This is a genomic window from Streptomyces sp. NPDC012637, assembly GCF_042954805.1.
Taxonomy (GTDB): domain Bacteria; phylum Actinomycetota; class Actinomycetes; order Streptomycetales; family Streptomycetaceae; genus Streptomyces.
Genome location: NZ_JBIBDS010000001.1, coordinates 1156940 through 1182173 on the forward strand (window position 1 = coordinate 1156940; position 25234 = coordinate 1182173).

At 74.3% G+C, this 25234-nt stretch carries 23 protein-coding genes; 10 read left to right on the top strand and 13 right to left on the bottom strand.

Annotation, left to right across the window (positions count from 1 at the left end):
* Positions 1–45: 45 nt before the first annotated feature.
* Positions 46–567, bottom strand: coding sequence for a hypothetical protein (locus ACFY8W_RS05280; RefSeq protein ID WP_391100451.1), 522 nt, complete (start codon positions 565–567; stop codon positions 46–48).
* 78 nt (positions 568–645) lie between these two features.
* On the opposite strand from ACFY8W_RS05280, the gene ACFY8W_RS05285 reads away from it, so the two are divergent.
* A complete protein-coding gene (locus ACFY8W_RS05285) occupies positions 646–1794 on the top strand; it encodes a DNA glycosylase AlkZ-like family protein (protein WP_391100453.1) in 1149 nt (382 codons plus the stop codon).
* A 233-nt stretch (positions 1795–2027) separates the two neighbouring features.
* Here ACFY8W_RS05285 and ACFY8W_RS05290 read toward each other — a convergent pair whose 3' ends face one another.
* The gene (locus ACFY8W_RS05290; protein WP_391100456.1) at positions 2028–3230 is read right to left on the bottom strand and encodes a cytochrome P450; all 1203 of its coding nucleotides are present in this window, start codon (positions 3228–3230) and stop codon (positions 2028–2030) included.
* Between the two features lie 202 nt (positions 3231–3432).
* Between ACFY8W_RS05290 and ACFY8W_RS05295 the strand changes: the two genes are divergently transcribed.
* Together ACFY8W_RS05295 and ACFY8W_RS05300 are read left to right on the top strand one after the other, a co-directional pair.
* Positions 3433–4674, top strand: a complete 1242-nt coding sequence (locus ACFY8W_RS05295; RefSeq protein WP_391100459.1) for a cytochrome P450 — start codon at positions 3433–3435, stop codon at positions 4672–4674.
* The gene (locus tag ACFY8W_RS05300; protein WP_391100462.1) at positions 4671–5444 is read left to right on the top strand and encodes a methyltransferase domain-containing protein; all 774 of its coding nucleotides are present in this window, start codon (positions 4671–4673) and stop codon (positions 5442–5444) included. The genes ACFY8W_RS05295 and ACFY8W_RS05300 overlap by 4 nt, the downstream gene beginning before the upstream one ends.
* 61 nt (positions 5445–5505) lie before the next feature.
* On the opposite strand, the gene opcA is transcribed toward ACFY8W_RS05300, so the two are convergent.
* The 3 genes from opcA to ACFY8W_RS05315 form a co-directional block, all read right to left on the bottom strand.
* Complete coding sequence (gene opcA, locus ACFY8W_RS05305) at positions 5506–6417, bottom strand: glucose-6-phosphate dehydrogenase assembly protein OpcA (protein ID WP_391100465.1); 912 nt, start codon at positions 6415–6417, stop codon at positions 5506–5508.
* A 131-nt stretch (positions 6418–6548) separates the two neighbouring features.
* Entirely contained in the window at positions 6549–7481 is a 933-nt protein-coding gene (locus ACFY8W_RS05310) for a zinc-binding dehydrogenase (RefSeq protein ID WP_391100468.1), read from the bottom strand.
* Positions 7482–7485: 4 nt separating this feature from the next.
* Positions 7486–8082: a DoxX family membrane protein gene (locus ACFY8W_RS05315; RefSeq protein WP_391100471.1), complete on the bottom strand. Its 597-nt coding sequence runs from the start codon at positions 8080–8082 to the stop codon at positions 7486–7488.
* A 144-nt stretch (positions 8083–8226) separates the two neighbouring features.
* Between ACFY8W_RS05315 and ACFY8W_RS05320 the strand changes: the two genes are divergently transcribed.
* The 3 genes from ACFY8W_RS05320 to ACFY8W_RS05330 all read left to right on the top strand — a co-directional run bounded on the left by ACFY8W_RS05320 (position 8227) and on the right by ACFY8W_RS05330 (position 10012).
* Positions 8227–8448 carry a hypothetical protein gene (locus ACFY8W_RS05320; protein WP_391100474.1) on the top strand — a complete coding sequence of 74 codons (222 nt, stop codon included), beginning with the start codon at positions 8227–8229 and terminating at the stop codon, positions 8446–8448.
* 17 nt (positions 8449–8465) lie between these two features.
* The gene (locus ACFY8W_RS05325) at positions 8466–9068 is read left to right on the top strand and encodes a DUF308 domain-containing protein (RefSeq protein ID WP_391100477.1); all 603 of its coding nucleotides are present in this window, start codon (positions 8466–8468) and stop codon (positions 9066–9068) included.
* Positions 9069–9589: 521 nt separating this feature from the next.
* A complete protein-coding gene (locus ACFY8W_RS05330; RefSeq protein WP_361575902.1) occupies positions 9590–10012 on the top strand; it encodes a DUF350 domain-containing protein in 423 nt (140 codons plus the stop codon).
* 259 nt (positions 10013–10271) lie between these two features.
* Here the strand turns inward: ACFY8W_RS05330 and ACFY8W_RS05335 are convergent, their stop codons facing one another.
* Together ACFY8W_RS05335 and ACFY8W_RS05340 are read right to left on the bottom strand one after the other, a co-directional pair.
* On the bottom strand, positions 10272–10739 hold the full coding sequence (locus tag ACFY8W_RS05335; protein ID WP_391100480.1) for a hypothetical protein: 468 nt from the start codon (positions 10737–10739) through the stop codon (positions 10272–10274).
* Positions 10736–12172 (bottom strand): WGR domain-containing protein, encoded by a 1437-nt coding sequence (locus ACFY8W_RS05340; protein WP_391100482.1) that lies wholly within the window; start codon positions 12170–12172, stop codon positions 10736–10738. The genes ACFY8W_RS05335 and ACFY8W_RS05340 overlap by 4 nt, the downstream gene beginning before the upstream one ends.
* A 233-nt stretch (positions 12173–12405) precedes the next feature.
* On the opposite strand from ACFY8W_RS05340, the gene ACFY8W_RS05345 reads away from it, so the two are divergent.
* Positions 12406–13500 carry an SPFH domain-containing protein gene (locus ACFY8W_RS05345; RefSeq protein ID WP_391100485.1) on the top strand — a complete coding sequence of 365 codons (1095 nt, stop codon included), beginning with the start codon at positions 12406–12408 and terminating at the stop codon, positions 13498–13500.
* An 8-nt stretch (positions 13501–13508) separates the two neighbouring features.
* A complete protein-coding gene (locus ACFY8W_RS05350; protein WP_391100488.1) occupies positions 13509–14489 on the top strand; it encodes a peptidoglycan DD-metalloendopeptidase family protein in 981 nt (326 codons plus the stop codon).
* 63 nt (positions 14490–14552) lie between these two features.
* On the opposite strand, the gene ACFY8W_RS05355 is transcribed toward ACFY8W_RS05350, so the two are convergent.
* From ACFY8W_RS05355 to ACFY8W_RS05365, 3 genes are all read right to left on the bottom strand, one after another.
* On the bottom strand, positions 14553–15248 hold the full coding sequence (locus tag ACFY8W_RS05355) for an ATP-binding cassette domain-containing protein (protein WP_391100491.1): 696 nt from the start codon (positions 15246–15248) through the stop codon (positions 14553–14555).
* A 52-nt stretch (positions 15249–15300) separates the two neighbouring features.
* On the bottom strand, positions 15301–16779 hold the full coding sequence (locus tag ACFY8W_RS05360) for an ABC transporter permease (RefSeq protein ID WP_391100494.1): 1479 nt from the start codon (positions 16777–16779) through the stop codon (positions 15301–15303).
* 112 nt (positions 16780–16891) lie between these two features.
* Positions 16892–18103 carry an ROK family protein gene (locus ACFY8W_RS05365; RefSeq protein ID WP_391100496.1) on the bottom strand — a complete coding sequence of 404 codons (1212 nt, stop codon included), beginning with the start codon at positions 18101–18103 and terminating at the stop codon, positions 16892–16894.
* Between the two features lie 109 nt (positions 18104–18212).
* Between ACFY8W_RS05365 and ACFY8W_RS05370 the strand changes: the two genes are divergently transcribed.
* Positions 18213–18767 (top strand): winged helix-turn-helix transcriptional regulator, encoded by a 555-nt coding sequence (locus ACFY8W_RS05370; protein WP_391100499.1) that lies wholly within the window; start codon positions 18213–18215, stop codon positions 18765–18767.
* Positions 18764–19699 carry a 2-dehydropantoate 2-reductase gene (locus ACFY8W_RS05375; RefSeq protein ID WP_391100501.1) on the top strand — a complete coding sequence of 312 codons (936 nt, stop codon included), beginning with the start codon at positions 18764–18766 and terminating at the stop codon, positions 19697–19699. The genes ACFY8W_RS05370 and ACFY8W_RS05375 overlap by 4 nt, the downstream gene beginning before the upstream one ends.
* Positions 19700–19890: 191 nt before the next feature.
* On the opposite strand, the gene ACFY8W_RS05380 is transcribed toward ACFY8W_RS05375, so the two are convergent.
* The 3 genes from ACFY8W_RS05380 to ACFY8W_RS05390 form a co-directional block, all read right to left on the bottom strand.
* Positions 19891–20685, bottom strand: coding sequence for a maleylpyruvate isomerase family mycothiol-dependent enzyme (locus ACFY8W_RS05380; RefSeq protein WP_391100503.1), 795 nt, complete (start codon positions 20683–20685; stop codon positions 19891–19893).
* 92 nt (positions 20686–20777) lie between these two features.
* Positions 20778–23822 carry a glycoside hydrolase family 38 C-terminal domain-containing protein gene (locus ACFY8W_RS05385; RefSeq protein WP_391100505.1) on the bottom strand — a complete coding sequence of 1015 codons (3045 nt, stop codon included), beginning with the start codon at positions 23820–23822 and terminating at the stop codon, positions 20778–20780.
* Between the two features lie 143 nt (positions 23823–23965).
* Positions 23966–25225 carry a glycosyl hydrolase gene (locus ACFY8W_RS05390; protein WP_391100507.1) on the bottom strand — a complete coding sequence of 420 codons (1260 nt, stop codon included), beginning with the start codon at positions 25223–25225 and terminating at the stop codon, positions 23966–23968.
* Positions 25226–25234: the final 9 nt, after the last annotated feature.

Genomic DNA, 25234 nt, shown 5'->3' on the forward strand with positions numbered 1-25234 from the left:
GAAACGGAGGATCGAGGGGTTGGCCGGGCACGGCGCGTCGGCCGCTCAGGCCCGCGACTTCCAGCGTCTGCCCTTGGAGGCGGCGCGTTCTTCGAGCAGCCGCCGGTAGTGCTCGGCGCGCTCTCCGTCGACGTCGTGCAGCCTGAGGACGGTGGCGACGGTGTCGGCGACGTGCGGGCGCCCGGTGAGCCCGATACGGACGAGCGGCCAGAGTCCTTCGGTGACGGCGCTCCCGACGCGTTGGGTGATCTCCGCCGGGGCGAACTCGGCGGTGACGATCCTCCACAGCGTGAACAGCAGGGTGTCGCGCGCGAGGGCCGACGGCTCACCGGTGAGCGCGGCCATGATGACGCCGACGGCCGCCGGGGTGCACGCGAAGAGGTCGCCGTCGCACTCGACGTGGCCGCCGAGGCCGTACCCGCGCAGCTCCTGCTCCGTCCCGGCCGTCAGGATCGCCTCGAACAGCAGCGGCACGTGCTCGGCGCTGTCTCCGCAGCCGCAGTCCAGCGCGGTCCAGTCGTGCCGGGCCAGTTCCTCCTTGACGAACTCGTCGAGCCCGAGCTCCACCGCGTCCCTCCCCCGTCACCTGCTCGCCCCTCGGGCCCCACCCTCTCATCCGGCCGGGGAGCCGGGGACAATACGAGCGTGAAGATCACCGCACGCGAGCTCAACCGGGCCACCCTGCACCGCCAGCTGCTCCTGGAGCGGGTGCCGTTGGGAGTCGCCGACGGTGTGCGGAGGGTCGTCGCGCTGCAGGCCCAGCAGCCCGGTTCGCCGTACCTGGCCCTGTGGAACCGGCTCGCGGGTTTCGACCCCGACGAGATGGACGCGGTCCTCGCCCGGCGCGAGGTGGTGAAGGCGACCCTGATGCGGATCACGCTCCACGCGGTGCACGCCGAGGACTACGGGGTGTTCCGGCAGGCGATGCAGCAGACGCTGTACGGCTCACGGCTGGGCTTCCGGTTCGCGGAGGCCGGGCTCACGCCCGCGGACGCCGAGGAGCTGCTGCCCGGGTTCCTCGGCTTCGCCGAGGTGCCGCGGAGCAGCGCGGAGATGAAGGGCTGGCTGGAGGAGCGGGTCGGCGCCGACGCGCGGGACGGGGCCTGGTGGGGGCTGCGCGGGTACGCGCCGCTGCATCACCATCCGACGGGCGGGCCCTGGTCGTTCGGTGAACGGCCTTCGTACGTGACGGCGGGGGCGGGTCCCGTGCCGGCGGGCCGCGAGGCCCTGCCCGAGGCGCTGCGGGAGCTCGTGGTCCGCTACCTGGCGGGTTTCGGACCGGTGTCGGTGGCGGACGTGGCGCAGTTCGCGATGGTGCGGCGGACGCCGGTCCGCCGGGTGCTGCGCGAGCTCGGCGGGGTCGGCGGGGTCGTGGAGCGGCTGGAAGGGCCGGACGGTACGGAGCTGTTCGACCTGGTGGGCGCGGAGCGGCCGGCCGGTGGGACGCCGGCGCCGCCGCGGCTGCTCGGCATGTGGGACAGCGTGCTGCTCGCGTACGCGGACCGGAGCCGGGTGATCCCGCCCGAGTACCGGCGCGTGGTGATACGGGTCAACGGCGACGTGCTGCCGACCCTGCTGGTGGACGGTCTGGTCGCGGGCGTGTGGCGGCCCGCCGAGGGCGGGATCGAAGCGACGGCCTTCCACGATCTGCCGGAGCCGGTGTGGGAGGCGCTCGCCGAGGAGGCCCGGGGGCTGCACGCGCTGCTCGCGACGCGCGAACCGCGGCTGTACGGGCGCTACGGCCACTGGTGGGCCAAGCTGCCGGCGGGGCGGGTGCGGCTGCTGCCCGGGTAGGGCCGCGGACGCCGCGGATCCGGCCCTGTTCCCGCCGAGGTGCCTTGGCCGTCGGACGGCCGTGAGGGCCCCCGCACCGGTGTGGGCGCGGGGGCCGTGGTTCACGGCGCGGGGCCGGCCGTGCGGGCGGCCTCGCGGTGCTCAGTCTCAGTGCCAGTACTTCATGTCCGAACCTCCTCCCCCGGTGAAGGGCGGGCAGTCAACTCGGCGTCGTGGTGCTCAGTGCCAGTACTTCATGGCCGTACCTCCTCCCCCGTGGCGGGGCGCAGCGTCACCTCGAAGCGGTCGAGTCCGCGCAGGGTGAGGTTGCGCCGGTGGTGTGGTTCGGCGACCGCCCGTGCGCCGGGGTGGTCCGTGGCGAGGGTCCCCAGGACCGATCCGGCGAGCCGGATCGCCATGGACGCGCCCAGGCAGGCATGGGCCCCGCGGCCGAACCCGAGGTGCGGGTTGGGCGCGCGGTCGAGTCGCAGCTCGGTGGGGTGGGCGAAGCGGAGCGGGTCGTGGTTGGCCGCCCCGAGGAGCAGGGTCACCGGGTCGCCCGCCTTGACGGTGACGCCGCCGATCTCGGTGTCGGTGACGCAGACCCGGGCGTCGGCCTGGACGGGTGCGTCGTAGCGGACGAGTTCGTCGACGCCGGTGGCCGGTCCCGCCGAGCGGAACGCGGCGAGGGCGCCGGGTGTGGTGAGCAGGGCCGCGGCGGCGTTGCCGAGGAGGCGTGAGGCCGACTCGTATCCGGCGTGCAGGACGGCGCGCAGGCTGTTGCGCAGGACGGCCGGGTCGACGCCGCTGTCGTCGGCGTGCGCGGCGACGTAGGCGACGAGGCCGTCCTCGGGCGGGTCGGCGAGCCAGCCGCCGGCGTACTCGGCGAGTTCGGCGCGGGCGGCGACGGCCGGTTCGTGCTTCTCGGGCCACAGGCCGGCGTCCATGCCGTCGACGACGGTGCGGGACATGGGCACGAACCAGGCCAGGTCGGGTGCGGGCACGCCGAGGAAGGCGGTGACGAAGCGGAGGGCCAGCGGCTCGGCGAGTTCGCCGACGAGGTCGAAGGAGGGCCGTAAGGCCAGCTCGGCGAGGAGTTCCGCGACCTGGTGGTCGAGCCGCTCGTGCAGGGCGTGCCGGTCCTGGGCGCGGAAGCCGTCGAGGAGCAGGTGCCGGATGGCGGTGTGCTCGGGCGGGTCGAGGGTCTGGACGCTCAGCAGCGGCGCGGGGATGTCCTCGCCGGCACGGCGCCAGTCGGAGGCGAAGCGGGTGCTGTCGGTGAGGACGGCGAGGCAGTCGGCGTGGCGGGTGAGGACCCAGGAGCCGAGGAGTTCGTGCCAGAACACGGGGGCGTTTTCGCGCAATCGGGCATATGCCGGGTACGGGTTCCCGAGTACCTCGGGACCGGCCAGTCCGAGTATCGGATCGGCCTCCACCGCCTGTTCGATCTGTGCCACGAAAAGCCTCCCCCTGCGCAGTAAGGCCTGGTGAGGCCGTAAATGCTGTCGGTTGAGCTGTGCGGAACAAACGTTTCGCCGGTGAGCGACGCCGTTCCGCGGACAATCCTCCGTGCTGATCGTCGGCGACGCTACCACGCAACTTCCGTGGCTGGTATGACTACCTGCCACAGATCTTTCTCTTGGTCACGGGGAGTGACGGATGTCGGATCAGAGTCGGACCATCGTTCACGACGTGCCGCTGAACGTCGCCCAACAGCCCGATCCCTACCCGCTGTTCGAGCGGATCCGCGAGCACGGTGTCGTGCAGCGGGTTCGGCTGAATCCCACCCTTGAAGTCTGGATGGTCACCGGTTACGACGAGGCCGTGGCCGCGCTCACCGACCCACGGCTCAGCAGCAGCCCGGCCGGGGTCAACGGCCTCGCCGAGGAGATGGCCCACCAGGAGCGCACCAACGTGCTGATGGCCAGCATGCTGGTGGCGGACGGCTCGGACCACACCCGGCTGCGCAACCTGGTGTCCCGGGCGTTCACCGCCCGCCGGATCGAGGAGCTGACGCCCCGGATCCAGGCACACACGGACGCCTTCCTCGACGCCTTCGCCGGGCGCGGAACGGCCGATCTGGTGGCCGAGTTCGCGCTGCCGCTGCCGATGGCCGTGCTCAGCGAACTGATCGGCATCCCCGCGGAGGGGCAGCCGGACTTCGCCCGGCTGGCGGTGGGCCTGATCATGCCGCCGAACACCCCGGAGCGGCTCGCGAAGGGAGCCAGGGCGCGGGCCGAACTCACCGAGTTCTACGAGCCGTTGATCGCCCTGCGGAGGAAGGAGCCGCGCGACGACCTGCTGAGCGCACTGTGCGCCGCGCAGGCGGAGGAGCGGATCAGCGACCGCGAACTCACCGCCATGGCCATCCTGTTGACGCTCGCCGGGCACGAGACCACGGCGAGCCTCATCGCCAACGGGGTGCACGCGCTGCTGCGCCACCCCGAGCAGTTCGCGGCACTGCGCGACAACCCCGGCCTGCTGCCCGGCGCGATCGAGGAACTGCTGCGCTACGAGGGCCCGGTGAGCCGTGGCGTCGCCCGCTTCACGGTCGACGACTACGAGATCGGCGGCGTCACCATCCCGGCCGGTGAGATGATCATCATCGGCCTCGCCGCCGCCAACCGCGACCCGGCCCGCTTCGACCGCCCCGACATCCTCGACGTGGCGCGCCGCGAGATGCCGCAGCAGCTGGCTTTCGGCCATGGCGTGCACTTCTGTCTCGGTGCGCCGCTGGCCCGCGCCGAGGCCCGGATCGCGTTGGGCACCCTGCTGCGGCGCTTCCCCGACCTGCGGCTCACCGACCCGGACGAGGACCTGACCCGGCGCGAGGGCATCCTGCGCGGCATGGCGACGCTGCCGGTCAGCTTCAGCCCGGTGCCGACGAGCGGGCAGGCGTGAACGGGGCAGCGGCCGGCACCGCCGCGTTCGACGCCATCGCCCCCGACTACGACGCCTCCCGCGGCGGCACCGCCCGGGCGGCCGGCTTCGCCGGCCAGCTGGCGCCGCTGCTCGACCCGGCCGCCGCGGTCCTCGACATCGGCGTCGGCACCGGCATCGTGGCGGCCGAACTCGCCGCGCTCGGACACCGGGTGTTCGGCGTCGACCTGTCCCCGGGGATGCTGGCCCGGGCCCGCGAACGGCTCGGCGCCCGGGTGGCGGTGGGCGACGCGGGCCGGCTTCCGGTCCGCTCGGCCTCGGTGTCCCAGGCGGTGTCCACCTGGCTGCTGCACGCGGGGCCGGACCCGCGCGCGGTGTTCGCCGAAGTGGCGCGGGTGCTGCGGCCCGGCGGCCGCTATCTGGTGATCCCGGCCCGCGGCATGCGCCCCGCGGACGACATCGGCCGGATCGTGGGCGAGCTCGAGGACCGGCTGGACCCCGGGGGCACCCGTCAGGACGCTCCGGAACTCCTCGCCCCGATCGCCGCCGCGCACGGCCTGGTGTACGAGGGCCGGGCGAGCGAACGCCCCGCCGTCTTCCGCGTCTCGCCGGACCAGATGGCCCGCTCGATCGCCGGCGGCCGGCTCTTCACCGGCGCCTGGCAGGTCCGCGAGGAGGACCTGGGCCTCGTGGCGGAGGCCTGCGCGCGGCTGCGGGCCCTGCCGGACCCGGAGCTGCCGCGGGTACGGGAGATGGCGGACTTCGTGATGGCCTTCCGGCGCGCGGGCTGAACGAGCGTCGCGGACCCGGAAGGACGGCGCCCCCGCGACGGAGCGCCGTCCCCCGGTACCCCTACCGCCCGTACCGGAGCGCCGCCGCGTACGCCTCGTCGGGGTCGAGGCGGCGGAGTTCCTCGGCGATGAGCTCGGCCGTGGTGCGGACCTTGAGGGCCATCACGCGGGTCGGCTGGCCCGGGATGGACAGATGGGCCACCGGGCCGTCGGGGCGGTCGATGCGGATCTCGCCGTCGGGCGTGCCCATGCGGACGGCCGTGACGACCGGGCCGTCGGTGACGACCCGCTCCACGGGGACGTCGAGACGGTCGCCGAACCAGCGGGCGAGGAGTTCGGCGCTGGGGTTCTCCGCCTCGCTCTCGACGGCGGCCGAGGTCACCGACGCCCTGGCCTGGTCGAGCGCGGCGGCCAGCAGGGAGCGCCAGGGCGTGAGCCTGGTCCAGGCGAGGTCGGTGTCGCCCGGCGCGTACGAGGCGGCGCGGGCCGCGAGCGCGCCGAGCGGGTCCTCGACGGCGTACGTGTCGGTGATGCGGCGCTGGGCGAGGGCGCCGAGCGGGTCCCTGGAGGGGACCTCGGGCGCGTCGACGGGCCACCAGACGACCACCGGCGCGTCCGGCAGCAGCAGCGGCAGCACGACGGAGTCGGCGCGGCGGGCCACTTCCCCGTGCAGCCGGAGCAGCACCGTCTCGCCCGCTCCGGCGTCGGTGCCGACCCGCACCTCGGCGTCGAGCCGGGGCTCGTTGCGGGCGCGGGGGGAGCGGGCGTGCCGCTTGATGACGACGAGGGTGCGCGAAGGGTGTTCGCGGGCGGCCTCGTTGGCGGCCTTCACCGCGTCGTACGCGTGTTCCTCGTCGGTGACGATCACCAACGTGAGGACCATTCCGACGGCGGGTGTGCCGACGGCGCGCCGGGCCTCCAGGATGGCCTTGTTGATCTTGCTGGAGTTGGTGTCCGTGAGATCGATCTTCATGACCGGCACCGGTCCCTTCCGTCGCGTCCCTCGCGCTCTTCGCGTCCGTCGCGTACCCGCATGCGCGGCTCCCCCTGCTCTCCCCGTAGCACCGGATCGGCTCCGGATCTTCCCGCACAGTATTCAGGTGCTCAGGACCCGTCGCCGACCGAAAGCACCAGCTTGCCCCTCGTGTGCCCCTCGCTGTTGAGGCGCCAGGCCTCCGCGGCCTCCCGCAGCGGCAGCACCTTCTCGACGAAGACGGTGAGCCTGCCCTCGTCGGCGAGGGCGGCGAGCGTCGCGAGGCCGGCGCCGTCGGGCCGTACCCAGACGTAGTGTCCGCCGAGGGCCGCGGCCCGGTGATCGGCGACGGAGGCGAGCCGGTCCGGGGAACGCAGCAGCTCGGCGGAGACGTCGACGGACTCGCCGCCGACGAAGTCGAGTGCGGCGTCGACGCCTTCGGGAGCCAGGGCCCGGACCCGGTCGGCGAGACCCGGGCCGTACGCGACGGGGTCGGCGCCGAGTCCGCGCAGGAAGTCGTGGTTGGCGGGGCTCGCGGTGCCGATGACCCGGGCGCCGCGGGCGGTCAGGATCTGGACGGCGAGCGAGCCCACGCCACCGGCCGCGGCGTGCACCAGGACGGTGTCCCCGGCGCCCGCCCCGACCCGGTCGGCGGCCTGCAGGGCGGTGAGTCCGGCGAGCGGGAGGCCCGCGGCCTGGGCCCAGCTCAGCGCGCGGGGCTTGCGCGCGAGCATGCGGACCTGCGCGGCGACCTGCTCCGCGTAACCGCCGTGCTCGGCGCTGTCCTTGCGGATGTAGCCGATGACCTCGTCGCCGGGGGCGAACTCGGTGGAGTCGAGCCCGTTGCGGGTGACGACACCGGCGACGTCCCAGCCGGGAACCATCGGGAAGTGGGACACCATGATCGGGTCGAGCCCGCCCGCGGCGAGCTTCCAGTCCACCGGGTTGACGCCGGCGGCCGCGACGCGCACCAGGACCTCGCCCGGGGCGACCTTGGGCTCGGGAAGCTCCATCAGGGTGAGGGCGTCGGCGCCCCCGTACTCCGGCATGGCCATGGCCTTCACGGTGTCAGCTCTCCCTCTCCCGGGCGCCGGTGTGCTCGGGCTCGGGCTCGTCGTCGGGCTCGGCCGCACCGGAGGAGTCGGCATCGGGCAGCGGCGCGCCGATGGCCTCGGCACGGCGGCCGACGACGGCCGCGGCGGCGAGCGCCGTGCCGATGAAGGCGGTGGCGACCACCCAGGGACGGTCGAGGACGTGCCCGGTGGCGTGGTCGAGCGAGAGCCGTCCGGCCCCGGTGACCCCGATGGCGGCGGCGGTGAAGCCGAGGAAGGCGGGGTACTCGTAGCCGCCGCTCATGGCGAAGAAGCCGGACGGGGCGTGCACGGAGACCGCGCCCGCCATGGCTCCCGCCGCGGCGGCACCGGCCGCGGGCGTCGCGAGGCCGAGGGCGAGCAGGGCGCCGCCGCCCGCCTCACCCAGACCGGCGGCGATGGCGCTCTCCCGGCCGGGACGGAAGCCCATGGCCTCCATCGCCTTGGTGGTGCCCTCGATCCCGCCCCCGCCGAACCAGCCGAAGAGCTTCTGGGCGCCGTGCGCGGCGAGCACGGCGCCGGTGCCGACCCTGAGGACGAGCAGCCCGAGGTCGCGTCGGTTGAATGCGGTCATGTCGGTCTCCGTTGCGGATACGGGTGCGGCGGGTGCGCGCGCCCTGCACAGTCGCTCTCCACTCTGCTCCGGAAGACGGCTCCGTCCGATGTCCTGATCGCCCATACAGGTCATCTTTTGCGGCGTTGGCCCCGTGCTGCTTGAGTGAGAGCGCCGCCGACGGCCCGTGGGCGGGCCGCCCGACGAAAGCTGGGGACGACGCATGACCACCCCGAGGCGGAGACCACCCCGATCGGGGCCGAGGAGCCCGGCCGCCCCGTCCACGCGCCCGACGAGAGCGTGGACCCGGGCGGGACCGAGGACAGGGCGCTCGCGGAGGCGCCGTTCCCGAGCACGTACGCGACCTCGCACCGAGGGCGCGGCTAGAGGAGTGGAGCAAGACCATGTCGCAGACTCATGACCGCCCGGCGCGGGAGGACCTGCCGGCCGGACCGCTCGGCCTCCTGGCCGGCATGGCCTGGCAGGCGCTGCTGATCGCGGGTGTCGTCTCCCTGGTCTTGGGCGTGCTCGTGCTGGCGTGGCCCGAGGCCACGCTGACCATCGTCGGCGTGCTCTTCGGCCTGTACCTGCTCGTCAGCGGCGTCCTGCAACTGGTCGCCGCCTTCGGCACGCACGCGAAGACCTCGCTGCGGGTGATGGCGTTCATCAGCGGCGCGCTGGGGATCCTGCTCGGTCTGTTCTGTTTCCGGGGCGCGACGCAGTCGATCCTGCTGCTCGCCCTGTGGATCGGCATCGGCTGGCTGTTCCGCGGCATCACCCAGACGGTGGCGGCGGCGTCGGATCCGGACATGCCGGCCCGCGGCTGGCAGATCTGCCTGGGCGTGATCAGCGCGCTGGCGGGCGTGGTGCTGATCGTGGCACCGCTGGAGTCGGTGCGGGTCCTCACCGTGCTCGCCGGCATCTGGCTGCTCGTCGTGGGCGTGGCGGAGATCGCGACGGCCTTCATGGTCCGCTCGCGCGCCAAGCAGATCCCGGCGGGCGTCTGAGGCCGGGCGGGAGCACAACCGCCCGGGCCGGCCCGACTCGCCACCCGTGACCCCGGCCCGGCCCGAGGGACACCCCGCCCGGCCTGAGGCCCCCTGGTCTGCACCCGCAGCCACCCGGCCGACCCGAGACCCAACGGGTCTCCACCCGCCGCCAGCCGGCCCGGCCCCAGGGCCGACCCACCCGGCCCGAGGGACACCCGGCCCGACCGCAGAGCCACCCGGCCCGCCCTGAGGCCACCTGGTCTGCACCCGTGGCCACCCGGCGGACCCGAGACCCAACGGGTCTCCACCCGCCGGCACCCGGCCCGACCTCAGGGCCACCCCAACCGACCCGAGGCCCAACTGGTCTCCACCCGCGCCCCATCCGGTCGGCGCGCCACGCCCCCGCCGACCGGCGCGCCCACAACCCGCCTGGTCGCGGGCCCACGACCCGCCCACCGGGGCGGACCGAGCCTGCGCTACATTTTGCCGGTCCTTGACCGCGATCATTCACGATCACTTCCTTCCGGAGCCGGCATCCCATGAGCGACATCGTCAACGGCCTCGGCCGGACCACCGCGTACGGCGCCCTCGGCGTCGTCCTGCTGATCCTCGGCATCGTCCTCGTCGACATCCTGACGCCCGGCAAGCTCGGCCGGCAGATCTGGGAGGACCGCAACCGCAACGCGTCGATCCTGCTCAGCTCCGCGCTGCTCGGCATAGGCGGCATCGTCTTCACGGCGATCTGGACCACCTACGACGACTTCGCCAAGGGCCTGCTGTCCACGGCCGCGTTCGGTCTGCTCGGCCTCGTGCTGATGGCCGTCGCCTTCCTCGTGGTCGACCTCGTCACGCCCGGCAAGCTGGGCGCGACCCTGGTCGACCCGGAGCCGCACCCGGCGGTGTGGGTGACGGCCTCGTGCAACCTGGCCGTGGCGGCGATCGTCTCCGCCTCGATCGCCTGACGCCCGGCAGACGTTCCCCGGCCCTCGCGCCAGGGGATGTCCTTCGGATCAGGCCTGTCCGGCCCTGATCCGGAAGAGACGGCCTGGGTCCTGTCGTCGGACTCCCGTCGTCGCCCGGAGGGCGGCCCTGCGGCGTCAGGTGCGTGTCCTCGGCGTGCCGGGCGCAAGGCCTCGTACGGGGACGTACTCGGGCTTGCGCCCGGTGCGGCGAGAGCGCGTGCACGGCGTCACGGGGCAGGCGGGAGTTCGACGACAGGGCCTACGCCCCCGGGTCCACCGGCTCGACCTCCAGGAAGCGGTGACGGCGCGGGCCCCGGTACAGGAGCGCGTCCCAGCCGAAGCGCTCCAGGGCGGCGGCGCAGGCGCCGAGGGCCGCTTCCTCCTCCTGGGCGGCGCCCGATCCAGGCGGGCCGAGCCACTCCACGACGGCGGTGCCGGGGCGTTCGCCCTGAGCCACCCGGTAGCCGGTGGCGACGCGGGCGCCGGAGGCGTCCAGGGCCGAGGGCGGCTGTCCGGCCGCCTCGAGGACCAGCGCCACCGCCCGCACCGGCTGCCGGCGCTCCCACTCGGCGGGCCGGGCGGCCGGGTCCCCGCCCTGGCGACCGGTCACGCGCCGGATCTGGAGCAGGCCTTCGAGCGCCGCCCGCACCTCTCGCGAGCGCTGCTCCGCCTCGGCTCCGGGCAGCGGCGGGCCGTTCCCGGTGGCCGCCTCGAAGCCGCCGCTCACAGCAGCCTCCGGATGTCGCCGCGGACCCGGTAGAAGCCGCCGGACGCCGGGTGCAGGGCGTCCACGACATAGCGGGCGCCCGGCTGCCGGATGGCGCGCGGGAACTGCACGTTCCACCCCGGCTCGTAACCTTCGGTCACCACGTGGACCCTCATCCGGCCGCCTTCCTGGACGCACTCCACGACCACCGAGCCGGCCGGGACGGTGCTGACCGCGTCGACGGCGGCGACCGTGGTCGCCGGGGCGTACGTGGGCAGGGCCGCGGCGAGCTTGACGTCCTGGGCGACCGGTACGGTGCCCTGCTGGGCGGCGGCGATGGCCGCCTCGCTCGCGTCCACGCACAGCAGCGAGCCGTCCGTGGTCACCAGGTAGAGGCGCTCGTCGCGGTATTGCATGGAGAGCGCCGAGCCTCCGCCGGTGCCCAGCTTCCACAGCCGGGTGCCGTCCTCGGCGAAGCAGTAGACGGACGAGGCGCTGTCCCCCGCGAAGACGAAGCGGCCGCCGGGTGAGGTGGCGCACGAGTACACCACGCTGTCGCAGGCGTAGACCGCCTCGGTCCTGCCGTCCTTCTTGGCGAGGCGGTGCACCTTGCGGCGGCCGGTGCCCGCGTACACCGCGGTGTCCTCCTGCCAGCCGAACAGCACGCCGCCCTCGGTGGCGGTGTGCCAGAGCTCGCGCCCGCCGTCGGGCGTGTGGGCGGTGACGCCCCGGCTGTCGCCGTAGTACACGGCGTCGCCGTCCGCCCGCACCATCCACGCGTGTTCGCCGCGGCCGCCCCGCGACCACTGGTGCTCGTCCTCGTGGTCGATGACGGTGAGCCGGCCCGAGCGGTCGGCGACGTTGAGCACGCCCTCGTGGATGTCGAGCCAGAAGATGTCGACGTCGGCGGCGATGTCGTAGGCGGCGAAGGGCAGCTTGGACGACAGGTCGTACACGCGGCCGTCGTCGCAGCCCGCGTAGATCCAGAAGTCGTCGGCGACCAGGCACTTGACGCCGTCGGGCAGGCTGAAGCGGGCCAGGACCTCGCCGGTGTGGCCGAGGGTGAAGACCTCGCCCGCCTGGTTGCCGACCCAGCAGCGCTCGTCGTCGACGTGGATGCCGAAGGCCGCGGAGCCGGTGCGGAAGCGCCACAGCACGGGCGCGACGGCGCGGGCGGTGGACGGCGCGGAGGTCACGGCGCGCCGGGTGACCGAGCGGGGCGCGCGCTGCCCCTGGACCGCCGGCGCGTACCCCTTGCGGACCTTCTCCCCTATCTTCCTCGCCGCCGCGGCCTGGGCCTTCTCGGCCGTCGCGAAGGTCGAGGTCTGCGTCTGTCCGGCCGCGCCGATCCGCCCGTAACGGACCGACACCACCGTGCCGTCCACCGTCACTTCGTAGAACTTGTGCGCGCCGCCGCCGTCCTGCGACAGCTCCAGATAGGTCTTCGTCGTCATGTCCTGAACGGTAGGGGGAGGCACTGACAACGGCTCGGCGGCGAGTCGGCGAAGGGGCGGGGACGGGTCGGCGAGGGGGCGGCGAGGGGTCGCTGACGAGTCGGCGCTGGAGGACCAAAGTCCGTCCGGTTGAGGACTTTCGTCGCGGCATTCCGGACATCGACCCCTGTGAGGATGGTTTGAAGATCATCCGACACGTCGTCACCTCGTCGAGTGACGGCCGGAAGGGCCTCATGACCGAGCAACAGAAGCGGCCCCTGCCCCAGCGCGTGCGCTTCCACGCCGACGGCATACCGATGGACGACCTGTTCCGCGCCGACTCGGCGCCCCGGACGGAGTCCCCGACCGCGACCTTGCCGGCGGTCCACCGGCCGGCCCGGCCCGAGTCCTCCGAGCAGCCGAAGTCCCGGGAGCGGACCGGCCCGCTGGAGCCGCCGCTCCGGCCGCCGCCCGAGGAGCCCGAGCTCGTCGAGCGCAACGGCCCCGCGCTGCCCGGCTGGTGCGCCGTCCTCGTCGGTCTGACGGCGCTCGGCACGGCGGCCGCGCTGCTGTGGCGCGCCCGGCCGCTGCACCCGGTCCATCTGCTGCCCTGGGAGTGGGCCGCGCTCGGCGGCTGCGCCGCGGTCGCCGTGCTGGGCTTCGGCGGGCTCACCCGGGGCCGTACCGGCTCCGCGTGGGTGCTCTCGCTGTTCGGCCGCTACCGGGGCAGCGTGCGGCGCACCGGTCTGGTCTGGATCAGCCCGTTCGTGCTGCGCCGCCGGATCGACGTACGGCTGCGGCACTGGCGCAGCGAGCCGATCGCCGTGGTCGACGCCGAGGGCGCGGCGCTGCGCGTGGTGGTGCTCGTCGTGTGGTCGGTGCGGGACACGGCCCGGGCCCTGCTCTGCGTGGACGACCATCTGGACTACCTCCGCGAGCAGGTGGAGGCCGCGACCGCGCGCGTCCTGTCCCAGCTGCCGGCCGACTCCTTCCGCGGCGAGGGGCCCACGCTGCGCGACGCGGAGGCGGTCGGCGCCCGGCTGACCCGGCTGCTCGCCGCGGAGTGCCGGCCGGTCGGCATCGGGGTGTTCTCGGCGCAGCCGACCCGCATCGAGTACGCGCCCGAGGTGGCGGCGGCGATGCGGCGGCGGCAGATAGCGGCGCTCGACGCCAGGCACCGGGACTCCGTGCTGACGGGCGTGATCGACGCCGTGGACGACACGGTGACGCGGCTGACGGCCCGCGGGCTCGTCGAGCTCGACGACTTCGAACGCCAGGCCCTGGTCAAGGATCTGACCGTGGCCTTCTCCACCCGGCGGGGCGGACTTCCCGGCCAGGAGCAGGAGTGAGAGGAAGCATGCGCGTGCGCGTACGGGACGAGGACACCATGGACCTGCGGGTCCCCGGATTCACCGACGTGGCGCCGGGGGGCGGCTGCGACTGCGCGGGCTGCGCGGCGGCCCGGAGCGCCGCCCGGGCCGAGCGCGGCGGCGGTCACGCGGCGCTGCGCGGCGTGCGCTGCGCCGTCGTGGCGACGCTCGGCGCGGCGGCGCTCGCGGGCACGGGCGCGGGCCCCGCCTCGGCGGAACCGGCCCCGTCGCACGCGGGCTGGGACGGCTCGCGGTACTGGTACAGGAACGCTGCGGGAGCGTGGCGTTGGACGGGCCACCACGACACGTACGTGCGGAGCGGCGGCGGTACGGCGCCGGCGGCGCAGCCGGCCGGCGCGGGCGAGGAACCGGTGTTCCGTGGCCGGCAGGGCTGGGACGCCCGGGACCGCGTCTACTGGTTCAGGAGCGGCGGCCACTGGTACTGGACCGCCCACCGGTGGAAGTACGAGCGGCGCACGGGCGCGAAGGCCGGCGGCCCGGGTACCTCGGCCGGCTCGGGCTTCCCGGGCGGCTCCCGTGGCGGTTCCACGGCCGGGGCCGTGCGCGGCTGGACGGCGCCGGTCTCCTCGTACGTCTTCACCGGCTCCTACGGTCAGCCCGGTTCGTGGTCGAAGGGCTATCACACCGGGCAGGACTTCGCGGTGCCGTCCGGCACCACGGTGCGCGCGGTCGGGCCCGGCCGGGTCGTCCGCGCCGGCTACGGCCGGAGCTACGGCAACGAGGTGGTGATCCGGCACGCCGACGGCCGCTACAGCCAGTACGCCCATCTCTCCCGCATCGACGTGCCGGTGGGCCGGAGCGTCTCGGGCGGGCAGCGCATCGCCCTCTCCGGGGCGACGGGCCGGGTGACGGGTCCGCACCTGCACTTCGAGGTGCGGACCACGCCGTACTTCGGTTCGGACGTGAACCCGCTGGCGTATCTGCGGGCGCACGGCGTGCGCGTCTAGCCGTTTCCTTCGGACCGGGGCCGGACAGGACGCGGTGCCCGGCCCGGATCCGGAAGAAGTGCCCTAAGCGGCGCCTGCCGGGACCGGGTTCTCCTTGATGGTGATCCGGCCCTTGTGGAGGGTTGCCAGGCGCGGGGCGCGGCGGGCGATGGCGCTGTCGTGGGTGACCATCACGAAGGTCAGGCCGTGCTCCTTCCAGAGCCCTTCGAGGAGGTCCACGATCTCGTCGCGCATCGACTCGTCGAGGTTGCCGGTGGGTTCGTCGGCGAGCAGCACCTTCGGCCGCTTCACCAGGGCCCGGGCGATGGCGACGCGCTGCTGCTGGCCGCCGGACAGCTCGGAGGGCAGATGGCCGGCGCGCTCGTCCAGGCCGACGGACCCCAGAGCCTCGGCGGCGCGGCGGCGGCGTTCGGGGGCGCGGACGCCGAGCGGGACGAGCGCGGTCTCGACGTTCTCCTGGGCGGTGAGCGTGGGGATCAGGTTGAAGCTCTGGAAGACGAAGCCGATGAGCCGGCTGCGCAGGTCCGTGAGGCGGCTCTCGGAGATCGTCGCCAGGTCGGTGCCGTCGAGCAGGACGCTGCCCGCGCTGGGCCGGTCGAGGCCGCCGAGCATCTGCAGCAGCGTGGACTTGCCGCCGCCGGTGGGGCCCTGGATGACCAGCCGGTCGCCCTCGCGGACGGTGAGGTCGATGCCGGCCAGGGCATCGACCCTGTCCTGGCCGCGCCGGTACTGCTTGGTGACGCCGGTGAGTTCGTACATGGTTGCGACTCCTGTGGTACGGGGTGGGGTCGGGCGTGCGGCGCCCGCGGGGCTACTCGACACGGCGCAGCGCGTCCGCCGGGCGCAGCCGGGACGCGCGCCAGGCGCCGAAGGCGCCCGCGACGAGGCCGCCGCCGAGGGCGAGGAGGACGGCGAGGCCGACGGTGGTGAGGCTGACCGGGGCGGTGAGGGCGATGTCGAGGGTCTTGCCGAGGGCTTCGCCGGCGCCGGGCCCGCCCGGTCCGCCGCCCACGACCAGCCGGCCGCCGCCGGGTCCGCCGAAGCCGCCGCCCGCGCCCGCGCCGAGTTCGGCGGTGAGGGTGGGGCTGACGGCGGTGACGAGCCAGGCGCCGCCGAGGCCGACCGCGATGCCGAGGACGCCGCCGATGAGGCCGTTGACCAGGGCCTCGCCCACGACCTGCCGGGTGACCCGGCCGCTCTTCCAGCCGAGGGCCTTCAGGGTGCCGAACTCGCGGACGCGGCGGCTGACGGCGGAAGAGGTGAGCAGTCCGGCGACGAGGACGGCGGCGAGCAGCACCGCGTACGAGAGCCAGCGGCCGACGGTGGTGGCGAGGCCCGCGGCGGTGTCGAGCGAGCCGGACACGGTGCGGGCGAGGTCGGCGGAGGTGGTGACGGTGGTGCCGGTGACGTTCTTCTGGATGGCGGCCTTGACGGTGTCGATCTCCTTGGAGTCGGTGGCCTTCACGTAGACCGTGGTGACCTCGCCCTGGGAGCCGGACAGCGTCTGGGCCTGCTTCAGCGGCAGGTAGACCTGGGCGGCGGCCTGGCCGCTGTCGGCGGTGGCGATGCCGATGACGGTGAGCTTCACGCCCTTCACCGTGAGGGTCCCGCCGACGGACAGCCCCTCCTGCCTGGCGTACGCGCTGTCGAGGACGGCGACCCTCGCGTCCGTCTCGGCGGTGGTGAAGCCACGGCCCGAGGTGATGGCGGAGGTGGTGAGGGGACCGAGGCCGGGAGTGGTGACGTCGGTGCCGTAGAGGGTGAAGGAGTCGACGTCGAAGGCCGCGCCGCCGCCGGTGACGGTGTCGCCGGGGCCGGAGCCGCCGCCCGCGCCACCGGGGCCGCCGGGCTGTGCGGCCTGGCCGCGCTGGATCTCGCCGCGCTTGAACTCGCCGTTGATCTTGAGGTTGACCAGGCTGAGGCCGCCGACCGCCTTGGCGACGCCCTCCTGCTTGGCGACGGTGGCGACGGTGGAGTCGGGAAGGGTCTGGAAGCCCTGGACCATCAGCCGGTCGCTGCTCTGTTCCTCGCCGTCGTCCCGGCCCTTGAACTCGAAGCGGGGCCGCTGGGCCTGCTGTCCGGCCTTGGGCTGCTCCTGCGCCTTGGTGACCGTGAGGTCCGTCCCGAGTCCGTAGAGCGATTCGAGGACCTTGCCCTGGGCCTGCTTCATGCCGGACGAGACGGAGTTGACGACGATGACCAGCGCGATGCCGAGCGCGAGCCCGGAGGCGACGACCAGCGCCGCCTTTCTGCGACGGCGCAGTTCGCGCCGGAGGTAGGTGAAGAACATGGGCGCGAAGCTAGGAGCGCCCCGTGATGAGCGGATAAGGCCCGGGTGAGAGGGGGATGAGAGTCCGCGGCACGGCCCTCGGATCGGCGGCGTCGCACCGCCGGACCCGACGTCAGCCGCCGTACGCCAGCGGGTCGGCCAGGATGTCGCGGAGCACCAGGGCCGCCGCGCCACGTGCGGCGTCGGCGGTGCCGGCGGCCGCGCGCAGCCGGCCCTTGGCCGGGGTCCAGAGTCCGGAGACCACGCGGCGGGCGAGTTCGGCCTCGGCGGCCGGGGCGATCCAGGGCATGAGGCGCGGGTAGATCCCGCCGAGGACGACGGACTGCGGGTCGAGCAGGTTCACGGCGCCGGAGACGGCGACCCCGAGCATCCGGCCGGCCTGTTCGAGCGCGGCGAGCGCGCGCGGCTCGCCCTCCTCGGCCCGCCGCACGAGGGCGTCGACCCCGCGCACCCCGGCGGCACGCAGCAGCGCCGACTGACCGGCGTACCGCTCCAGGCAGCCGTTGGAGCCGCATCGGCAGCGAGGCCCGTCGGGCACGACGGTGAGATGGCCGATCTCACCGGCGAACCCGTGGGCGCCGCGCAGCAGTTCGCCGTCGAGGACGATCGCGCCGCCGACGCCGATCTCGCCGGTGACGTGGAGGAAGCTGCGGATGTCGCCGAGGTCGCCGAACCACAGCTCGGCGAGTGCGGCGACGTTGGCCTCGTTGTCGGAGGCGACCGGCAGGACCGGGGCCCCGGCGGGCCGGGCGGCGCCCAGCGCGCGGGCGAACAGGGCGTCCGCGTCGACCCGGTTCCAGCCGAGGTTGGGTGCCTGCTGGACGGTGCCGCCGGAGACCAGGCCGGGCAGCGCGAGCCGTACGCCGGTGGGCCGCAGGTCCCGCTCGGCGGCCTCGGCGAGCACGTCGGCGGCGACGCCGGCCGCTCGGCGCAGCACCTCGACGGGTGCGAGGGCACGGTTGTCGAGCCGGACCGTGCGCCGGACCCGGTCGGTGCCGCCGAGGTCGGCGACGCACACGCTCACGTAGTCGACGTTGAGCTCGACGCCGAGCCCGGCGGGTCCGGTGTCCGCGGGCTTGAGGACGGTACCCGGGCGGCCCGCCTGGCCGCTGAACGTCTTGCCGGACTCGACGAGCAGGCCGCTCTCCAGGAGCTGTTCGACCAGCGAGGACACGGCGGCGCGGGTGAGGCCGACGCGGGCGGCGACCGCGGCGCGGGTCGTCTCGCCCGCCTCGTGGACGGTGCGCAGCACGAGGCTCAGGTTGTGCCGGCGTACGCCTGCCTTGTCGGCCTTGGGTTCCGGGGTGTCCTTGCGGGTCTTCATCGTGCGCAGAGCCTAACCGGCGGGCGGCCGAACGGCCGGGGCGGTGCCGGGACCGATCCGCGGCAGAAATACGGTTCGGTCACCGAACTCTTCGGGTTAGGGTCCGTCCATGACACTTCCGCGCGACTACAGCGGGCAGAGCTGCGCCCTGTCCCGCTCGATGGAGATCGTCGGCGAGCGCTGGACGCTGCTGATCGTGCGGGACGCGTTCCACGGGGTGCGCCGCTTCGGCGAGTTCGCCGCGCACCTCTCGGTCCCGCGCGCCGTGCTCACCGACCGGCTCGCCACGCTCACCGCGGCCGGGGTGCTCGAACGCCGCCCCGACACCGGCCGGCGCGAGGTGTACGTGCTCACCGCCAAGGGCGTCGAGCTCTGGCCGGCCGTCCGCGCGCTCAGCGCGTGGGGCGACCGGTTCTACCCGGCGCGGGGCGGGCCGCGCCGCGTCTACGTCCACGCCGCCGACGACGCCCCGGTCGGCGAGGACGGCCGCTGCACGGCCTGCGGCGACTCCGTTCCCGTGGCCGACCTGGTCGTCACCCCCGGGCCCGGCGTCGCGCCCGCCGGACCCGGTTCCGATCCGGTGACGGCCGCGCTGGCCCGGCCGCACCGGCTGCTCACCCCGCTGCTCCCCCAGCCCGCCCACAGAGAGGTCGTGGAACGATGAGGATCCTGGTCGTCGGCGCCGGTGCCACCGGTGGCTACTTCGGCGCCATGCTCGCCCGTGCCGGACAGGACGTCACCTTCCTCGTGCGCCCCGCCCGCGCCGAGACGCTGCGCCGGCGCGGACTGCGAGTCGTGGGCCGGGACGAGGAATGGCGGGTCGACCCCGTGCTGCTCACCGCCGACGAGCTGGCCGCCGCGCCGGAGCCTTACGACCTGGTGCTGCTCTCGGTCAAGGCGACGGCCCTCGCGGCGGCGACCGCGGACCTGGCCCCGGCCGTCGGGCCGGACACGGCGATCGTGCCGCAGCTCAACGGCTTCGCCCATCTCGACGCGCTCACCGCCCGGTTCGGGGCGGAGCGGGTGCTCGGCGGGGTCTCGAAGGTGGTCACCACCCTCGACGACGAGGGCGACATCCTGCGGCTCGCGCCGCTCGCCCACCTCACCGTCGGCGAGCGGGACGGCATCGTCTCGCCGCGCGTGGAGGCGATCCGCAAGGTGCTCGCCGACGCGGGCATCGACGCGCGCGTCCCCGAGAACGTGCTCACCGCCATGTGGCACAAGTGGGTCTTCATCACCACCTTCGGCGCCTTCACCAGCCTGATGCGCGGCACGGTCGGCGAGATCAACGGGCAGCCGGGCGGCACGGAGCTGGCGACGCGCCTCCTCGACGAGGCCTCCGCCGTGGCGGCCGCCGCCGGCCACCCGGTGCCGGAGGCCGAGCGCCGGGCGAGCCTGGCCGTGGTGACTGCCGCCGGGTCCCCCATGGTGCCGTCGCTCTACCGCGACCTCGTGGCCGGCCGTCCCACCGAGGTCGAGCACCTCTTCGGCGACCTGACGGACCGGGCCCGCGTCCTCGGCGTCCCGACGCCCCTGCTCGACCTGGCGACCCTGCACCTGCGGATCCACCAGGCGCGGGTGACCACCGGGTCCTAGGGGAGCCGGAAAAGCAGCGCCGTCTGCCCGCAGGGCAGGGTCCGCGGCGTCTGGTGCGTGCGATCGCAAGGCGCCGGGATGTCCTCGTAGCTCGCCCGGGATGCCCTCGTAGCTCGCTACGTGGGCATCCCGGCAACGCGGCGAGCGTGCGTGCCAGACGCCGCGGGCCGGCGGGACTTTGCGGACGCCCCCTAAGGGGCGACGAAGAGCCGGGGGAAGCGGGGGCCGAGCCAGGGCCTGCGGCCCCAGGCGAGCGCCCGGCCGGTCGCCATGACCGGGACCGGGTCGATCCGCCCGAGCGCCATCAGCAGGAAGGCGACGGGCTCGGTCAGGATCGTGCAGTCCGCGCGGTCGACGGCTCCCTGGACGGTCGTGACCCGCCCGTCGGCGACGGTCGCGCCGAACTCGGCGCCGCCCCAGAGCCGTACGCGGTACCGGGCGGTGAGCCCGGCGACGGCGGCCGGGTCCGTCACCCGGGGCATCACGGCGACCATGAACGGCAGGGTCAGCTCGACCCGGCGGCGGTCCAGCATGTGCGGGCGGCCGAGCGCGCGGGCCAGGTCGTAGCCGTGGCCGAGCATGTGGGTGAGCAGGTACGCGCCGAGCGCGGCCGGGCCGTACGGGCCCATCGGGGTCTCCATGACCTCCTCCGGGGCTCGCTCCTCGACCGCGTCGAGGAAGGCCAGGGCCTGGTCGTGGATCAGGTCGGCGAGCGGCCCGGCGGCCCGCTCGGGGTAGGCCGCCAGGACCTCCTCGTTGGCGGCCGCGATGCCCTGCGGGGTGCCGTCGCCGTACGGGCGGGGCCGGCCGGCGGCCAGGTCGGCCATCAGCCGGTTGGCCTGGCCGAGGTGGGCCGCGGTCTCGCCGAAGGTCCAGGTCAGACGGGGCACCGCGCACACGGTGTCGGGGGCGGCCCGGACGACGTCGGCGATGTCCCGCGCGGTGTCGCGTATCGCCTCTCCGAGTCCTTCCGGCAGCACGCCCATGTCTCCCCCAGCTCACCCGCCCCGATGGATCAGGGCGCAAGAGTAGGGGGTGACCCCGGTCCCTGCCCAGGGCCGGGGCCACCCGTCGTGCCTCACGCGCGGGCGAGCCGCAGCGTGAGCAACTGGAAGGGGCGCAGCTCGACGAGGACGTCGTCGCCCTCGACCCTTACCTGCTCCTCGTCCCGGGGCCGCTCCAGGAGGTCGCAGTACCGGGCGCCGGCGAGGGCGAAGCCGGCGGTGAGGCGGGTGCGGGCGCGGCCGCCGCGCGACTCGTAGAGGCGGACGACGACGTCGCCGCTGCCGTCGTCGGCGAGCTTGACGGCGCTGAGGACCACGGCCTCCTCGCCGACGCTCACCAGGGGGGCCACGTCCGCACTGCCGGGGACCCGCCGTTCGGGCAGGTTGATCAGGTAGCCCTCGCGGACCGCGTCGCCCACGCTCGCCCCGGGGACGAGGGCGTGCCGGAAGCGGTGGACGCCCTGGTCGGTGTGCGGGTCGGGGAAGCGGGGGGCGCGCAGCAGGGAGACCCGCACCGTGGTGGTCGTGCCGCCGTCCTCGGGCCGTACGGTGCGGGTGACGTCGTGGCCGTACGTGGAGGCGGTGACGAGGGAGACGCCCCAGCCGGGCTCCTCGAAGTGGACGAACCTGTGGTTGCAGGCCTCGAACTTGGCCGCCTCCCAGCTGGTGTTGGTGTGGGTGGGGCGGTACAGGTGGCCGAACTGGGTCTCGGCGGCGTAGCGGTCGGTGTGCAGGTCGAGCGGGAAGGCGGCCTTGAGGAACTTCTCCGTCTCGTGCCAGTCCACCTCGGTGACGAGGTCGACGCGCCTGGCGCCGGCGGTGAGGCTCAGGGTCTGGACGGCGGTCGAGGCGCCGAAGGAGCGGGTGACGCGGACGGACACGGCCTCCGGGGTGTCGGTGGCGACGGTCAGTCCGTCGGCGACGGTGAGGTCGGTGACGGTGTTGCGGTAGAAGCGGTCGACGTCCCAGGCGTCCCACATGTTGGGGAAGTCGGGGTGGAGCTGGAGGAGGTTGGCGGCGGCGCCGGGGGCGACGGTCTCGCGTCCCGTGTCGAGGTCGACGACGGAGACGAGAAGTCCGCGCCCGTCCACGACGGCCCGGAGCAGCCCGTTGTCGAGGACGAAGCCGCCCCCGTCACGGGGCTCGACGGTGCAGCGGGTGGCAGCGGCGGGCAGGGTGTCGGCGCGGCGGGCGCCGCCCGCGGGGACGCCGGCTGCTGCGTGCGGGGCGCTGTTGAAGACGACCTCGGCGCCGTCCCGTTCCGGCTCGCCCGCGAGGGCGCGCTGGGCACGCCCGATGATCCCGCCGAGTTCCTCGGCGACGGCGGCGTAGGTGCGTTCGGCTTCCCGGTGCACCCAGGCGATGGAGGAGCCGGGCAGGATGTCGTGGAACTGGTGCAGCAGCACCGTCTTCCAGACGCGGTCCAACTCCTCGTACGGGTAGGGCAGTCCGGCCCGTACGGCGGCGGTGGCGGCCCACAGCTCGGCCTCGCGCAGCAGGTTCTCGCTCGCCCGGTTGCCCTGCTTGGTGCGGGCCTGGCTGGTGAGCGTCGCGCGATGTAGCTCCAGGTACAACTCGCCGACCCACACGGGTGGTTCGGGGTACTCCGCCTGCGCCTTGGCGAAGAACTCGGCGGGCCGCTCCCAGCGGACCGTGGCGGAGCCCTCCAGGTCGCGCAGCCTCGCCGCCTTGGCGATCATCTCGCGGGTGGTGCCGCCGCCGCCGTCGCCCCAGCCGGTGGGCGCGAGGGAGTGGCGGGCGCGGCCCTTGTCCTTGAAGTTCCGTACGGCGTGGGCGATCTCCTTGCCCCGCATGGAGCAGTTGTAGGTGTCGACCGGCGGGAAGTGGGTGAAGATCCGCGTGCCGTCGACACCCTCCCACCAGAAGGTGTGGTGCGGGAAGGAGTTGACCTGGCTCCAGGAGATCTTCTGGGTCAGCAGCCACCGGGAGCCGGCCTCCTTGATGATCTGAGGGAGGCCGCCGGCGAAGCCGAAGGTGTCGGGCAGCCAGGCCTCCTGGTTCTCGACCCCGAACTCGTCGAGGAAGAAGCGCTTGCCGTGCACGAACTGACGTGCCATCGCCTCCGACGAGGGCATGTTGGTGTCGGACTCGACCCACATGCCGCCCGCCGGGACGAAGCGGCCCTCGGCGACCGCCTTCTTGACCCGGGCGTAGACCTCGGGCCGGTGCTCCTTGATCCAGGCGTACTGCTGGGCCTGGGACATCGTGTAGACGAAGTCCGGCTGGTCCTCCAGGAGCGCGGTCATGTTGGCCGTGGTGCGGGCCACCTTCCGCACGGTCTCGCGCAGCGGCCAGAGCCATGCCGAGTCGATGTGGGCGTGGCCGACGGCGCTGATGCGGTGGGCGGAGGGCTCGGCGGGCGAGGCGAGGACTCCGGCGAGCTCGGCGCGGGCCGCGGCGGCGGTGCCGTTCACGTCCTGGAGGTCGACCGCGTCGAGGGCGCGCTCGACGGCCCGCAGGACCTCCCAGCGGCGGGCGCCCTCGACGGGCAGCTCGGCCATCAGCTCGCCGAGCACCTCCAGGTCGTTGACGAGCTCCCACACCGTCTCGTCGAAGACGGCGAGGTCGAGGCGGGCGAGCCGGTACTGCGGCCGGTCGCCCGCGGTGTCCTTGTCGCCGAGGCCGGTGGGCAGGAAGGGGTGGTAGTCGAGGATCACCGGGTTGGACGCGGCCTCGACGTGCAGCAGCACCTCCTCGCCGCCCGCGGCCGGGGCCGCGATCCGCACCCACTGGTTGCGCGGGTGGAGGCCCTTCACCGGGGTGCCGTCGGGGCGGTAGACGAGGCCCTCGCACTGGAAGCCGGGCATGTTGGCGTCGAAGCCGAGGTCGATCAGCGCCTCGACGGTACGGCCGGTCCACTCCTCGGGCACCGCGCCGGAGACGGTGAGCCAGCTGGTGCCCCAGGGCGCGCCCCAGGCGTCGCCGACGGCGATCGGGGTGCGGGGTGCGGCGAGGCCCTCGGCGACCGGGACGGGTTCGCCGGGCGCGGTCCAGATGCCGGCCTGGAGGGGGACGGACTCGGGGTACACGGCCGGTCGGATGCGTTCGTCGAGGACGCGCTTGAGGCGGGACTCGACGAGGCTGCGGTCGTCATGCATGCGGGGCACTCCGTGGGTGGGAGGTGTACGGATACGGTGTCGGCTCTCCGAGGGGCGCCGTCCGGCCGGTGGGCGGGGAGGGCGCCGGGGACTCCGGGTGGAGTCCCCTCCCGCCGTCGCCGGGGCCCGGAACCCGCTCGCCGTTACCCGAGGTCGTCGAGGGTGACGAGTTCGGTGATGCCGCGGGCGGCCAGGTGGGTCCGGTCGGCGGCGCGGGCGGCCAGGACCACGGCCGGGCGGGCTCCGTCCGCGGCCAGCCGCACGAAGGCCTCGAACCAGCGGCCGCCGGGGGCGCACTCCGAGCGCTTGGTCCCGTCCTCCGCGAGGTCGAGGACCAGCGCCGTGCTCCTCGGCTCCGCGGGGACGAACGCCGCCCGTGTCCCGGCGATCGTGTCCGCCAGTGCCCGGCCGGCCGGCTTGGTCCGGCCGTCGTTGGTCAACAGGCCCAGGCTGTACTCGAGTTCGGGGAAGTCGGCGAGCGAGCGGTCGACGTCGTGGGAGCACCACCACGTGATACCCCACAGATCGGGGCAGTCGAGCGCGGCGGCGGCGGTCGTCCGGGTGAATTCGGCCGCCCGCTCGGGCGGCACGTGCGGGGCCGGGGCGCCCACCTCCTGGAGCCAGACAGGGCGGCGGGCGTCCTCGGCCCAGGCCTTGGAGAGCTCGATCAGGTACGCGGCGTGCTGCCCGGCGGCGAAGGAGTCGCCGCCGTACCGCTGGGCGGTTCCGTTGAAGACCCAGGAGTGCACGGCGGTGGCGCCGCCGATGCGGGCGGCGTGCGCGGGGGTGAAGGGGTGGTCGTCGAGGTACCAGGCGGCGTCGTACGCGGCGTGCAGGTGGAGCCGGCCGGGTGCGCCGTCCTCGCAGGCGGCGAGCATGCGGCGCAGCCAGTCGCCGGCCTGGTCGGGGGTGATGCGGTCGGGGTCGGGGTGCGGGTCCCCGGAGAACTGGTTGATCTCGTTGCCGACGGTCATGCCGAGGAAGTTCGGCCGGTCGGCGAGGGCGGCGGCGAGGGTGCGCAGGTAGGCGGTCTGGCCGTCGAGGACCTCGGGGTCGGTGAAGAGGTTGCGCCGGTGCCAGGTCTGGGTCCAGGACGGCAGGAAGTCGAAGCTGGAGAGGTGGCCCTGGAGGCCGTCCACCGCGATGTCGAGGCCGCGCTCGGCGGCGGCGTCGACGACCGAGGCGAGCTGGTCGAGGGCGCGCGGCCGGATCAGGGTGCGGTTGGGCTGGAAGAGGGGCCAGAGCGGGAACGCGCGGATGTGGTCCAGGCCGAGGACGGCGATGGCGTCCAGGTCGGCGCGGACCGCGTCGAGGTCGAAGTCGAGCCAGTGGTGGAACCAGCCCTGGCTGGGGGTGTAGTTGACGCCGAAGCGTGGACCGGTGGTGTTCCGAGGGTTCGTCATGCGAGGTGC

Bases quoted from the DNA above. Each gene is read 5' to 3' on its own strand.
- ACFY8W_RS05360 (WP_391100494.1), bottom strand. From the start codon at position 16,779: ATGTTCTTCACCTACCTCCGGCGCGAACTGCGCCGTCGCAGAAAGGCG.
- ACFY8W_RS05390 (WP_391100507.1), bottom strand. From the start codon at position 25,225: ATGACGAACCCTCGGAACACCACCGGTCCACGCTTCGGCGTCAACTAC.
- ACFY8W_RS05385 (WP_391100505.1), bottom strand. From the start codon at position 23,822: ATGCATGACGACCGCAGCCTCGTCGAGTCCCGCCTCAAGCGCGTCCTC.
- ACFY8W_RS05340 (WP_391100482.1), bottom strand. From the start codon at position 12,172: ATGACGACGAAGACCTATCTGGAGCTGTCGCAGGACGGCGGCGGCGCG.
- ACFY8W_RS05325 (WP_391100477.1), top strand. From the start codon at position 8,466: ATGTCGCAGACTCATGACCGCCCGGCGCGGGAGGACCTGCCGGCCGGA.
- ACFY8W_RS05295 (WP_391100459.1), top strand. From the start codon at position 3,433: ATGTCGGATCAGAGTCGGACCATCGTTCACGACGTGCCGCTGAACGTC.
- ACFY8W_RS05355 (WP_391100491.1), bottom strand. From the start codon at position 15,248: ATGTACGAACTCACCGGCGTCACCAAGCAGTACCGGCGCGGCCAGGAC.
- ACFY8W_RS05380 (WP_391100503.1), bottom strand. From the start codon at position 20,685: ATGGGCGTGCTGCCGGAAGGACTCGGAGAGGCGATACGCGACACCGCG.
- ACFY8W_RS05345 (WP_391100485.1), top strand. From the start codon at position 12,406: ATGACCGAGCAACAGAAGCGGCCCCTGCCCCAGCGCGTGCGCTTCCAC.
- ACFY8W_RS05365 (WP_391100496.1), bottom strand. From the start codon at position 18,103: ATGAAGACCCGCAAGGACACCCCGGAACCCAAGGCCGACAAGGCAGGC.
- ACFY8W_RS05375 (WP_391100501.1), top strand. From the start codon at position 18,764: ATGAGGATCCTGGTCGTCGGCGCCGGTGCCACCGGTGGCTACTTCGGC.
- ACFY8W_RS05330 (WP_361575902.1), top strand. From the start codon at position 9,590: ATGAGCGACATCGTCAACGGCCTCGGCCGGACCACCGCGTACGGCGCC.
- ACFY8W_RS05370 (WP_391100499.1), top strand. From the start codon at position 18,213: ATGACACTTCCGCGCGACTACAGCGGGCAGAGCTGCGCCCTGTCCCGC.
- ACFY8W_RS05350 (WP_391100488.1), top strand. From the start codon at position 13,509: ATGCGCGTGCGCGTACGGGACGAGGACACCATGGACCTGCGGGTCCCC.
- opcA (WP_391100465.1), bottom strand. From the start codon at position 6,417: ATGAAGATCGATCTCACGGACACCAACTCCAGCAAGATCAACAAGGCC.
- ACFY8W_RS05315 (WP_391100471.1), bottom strand. From the start codon at position 8,082: ATGACCGCATTCAACCGACGCGACCTCGGGCTGCTCGTCCTCAGGGTC.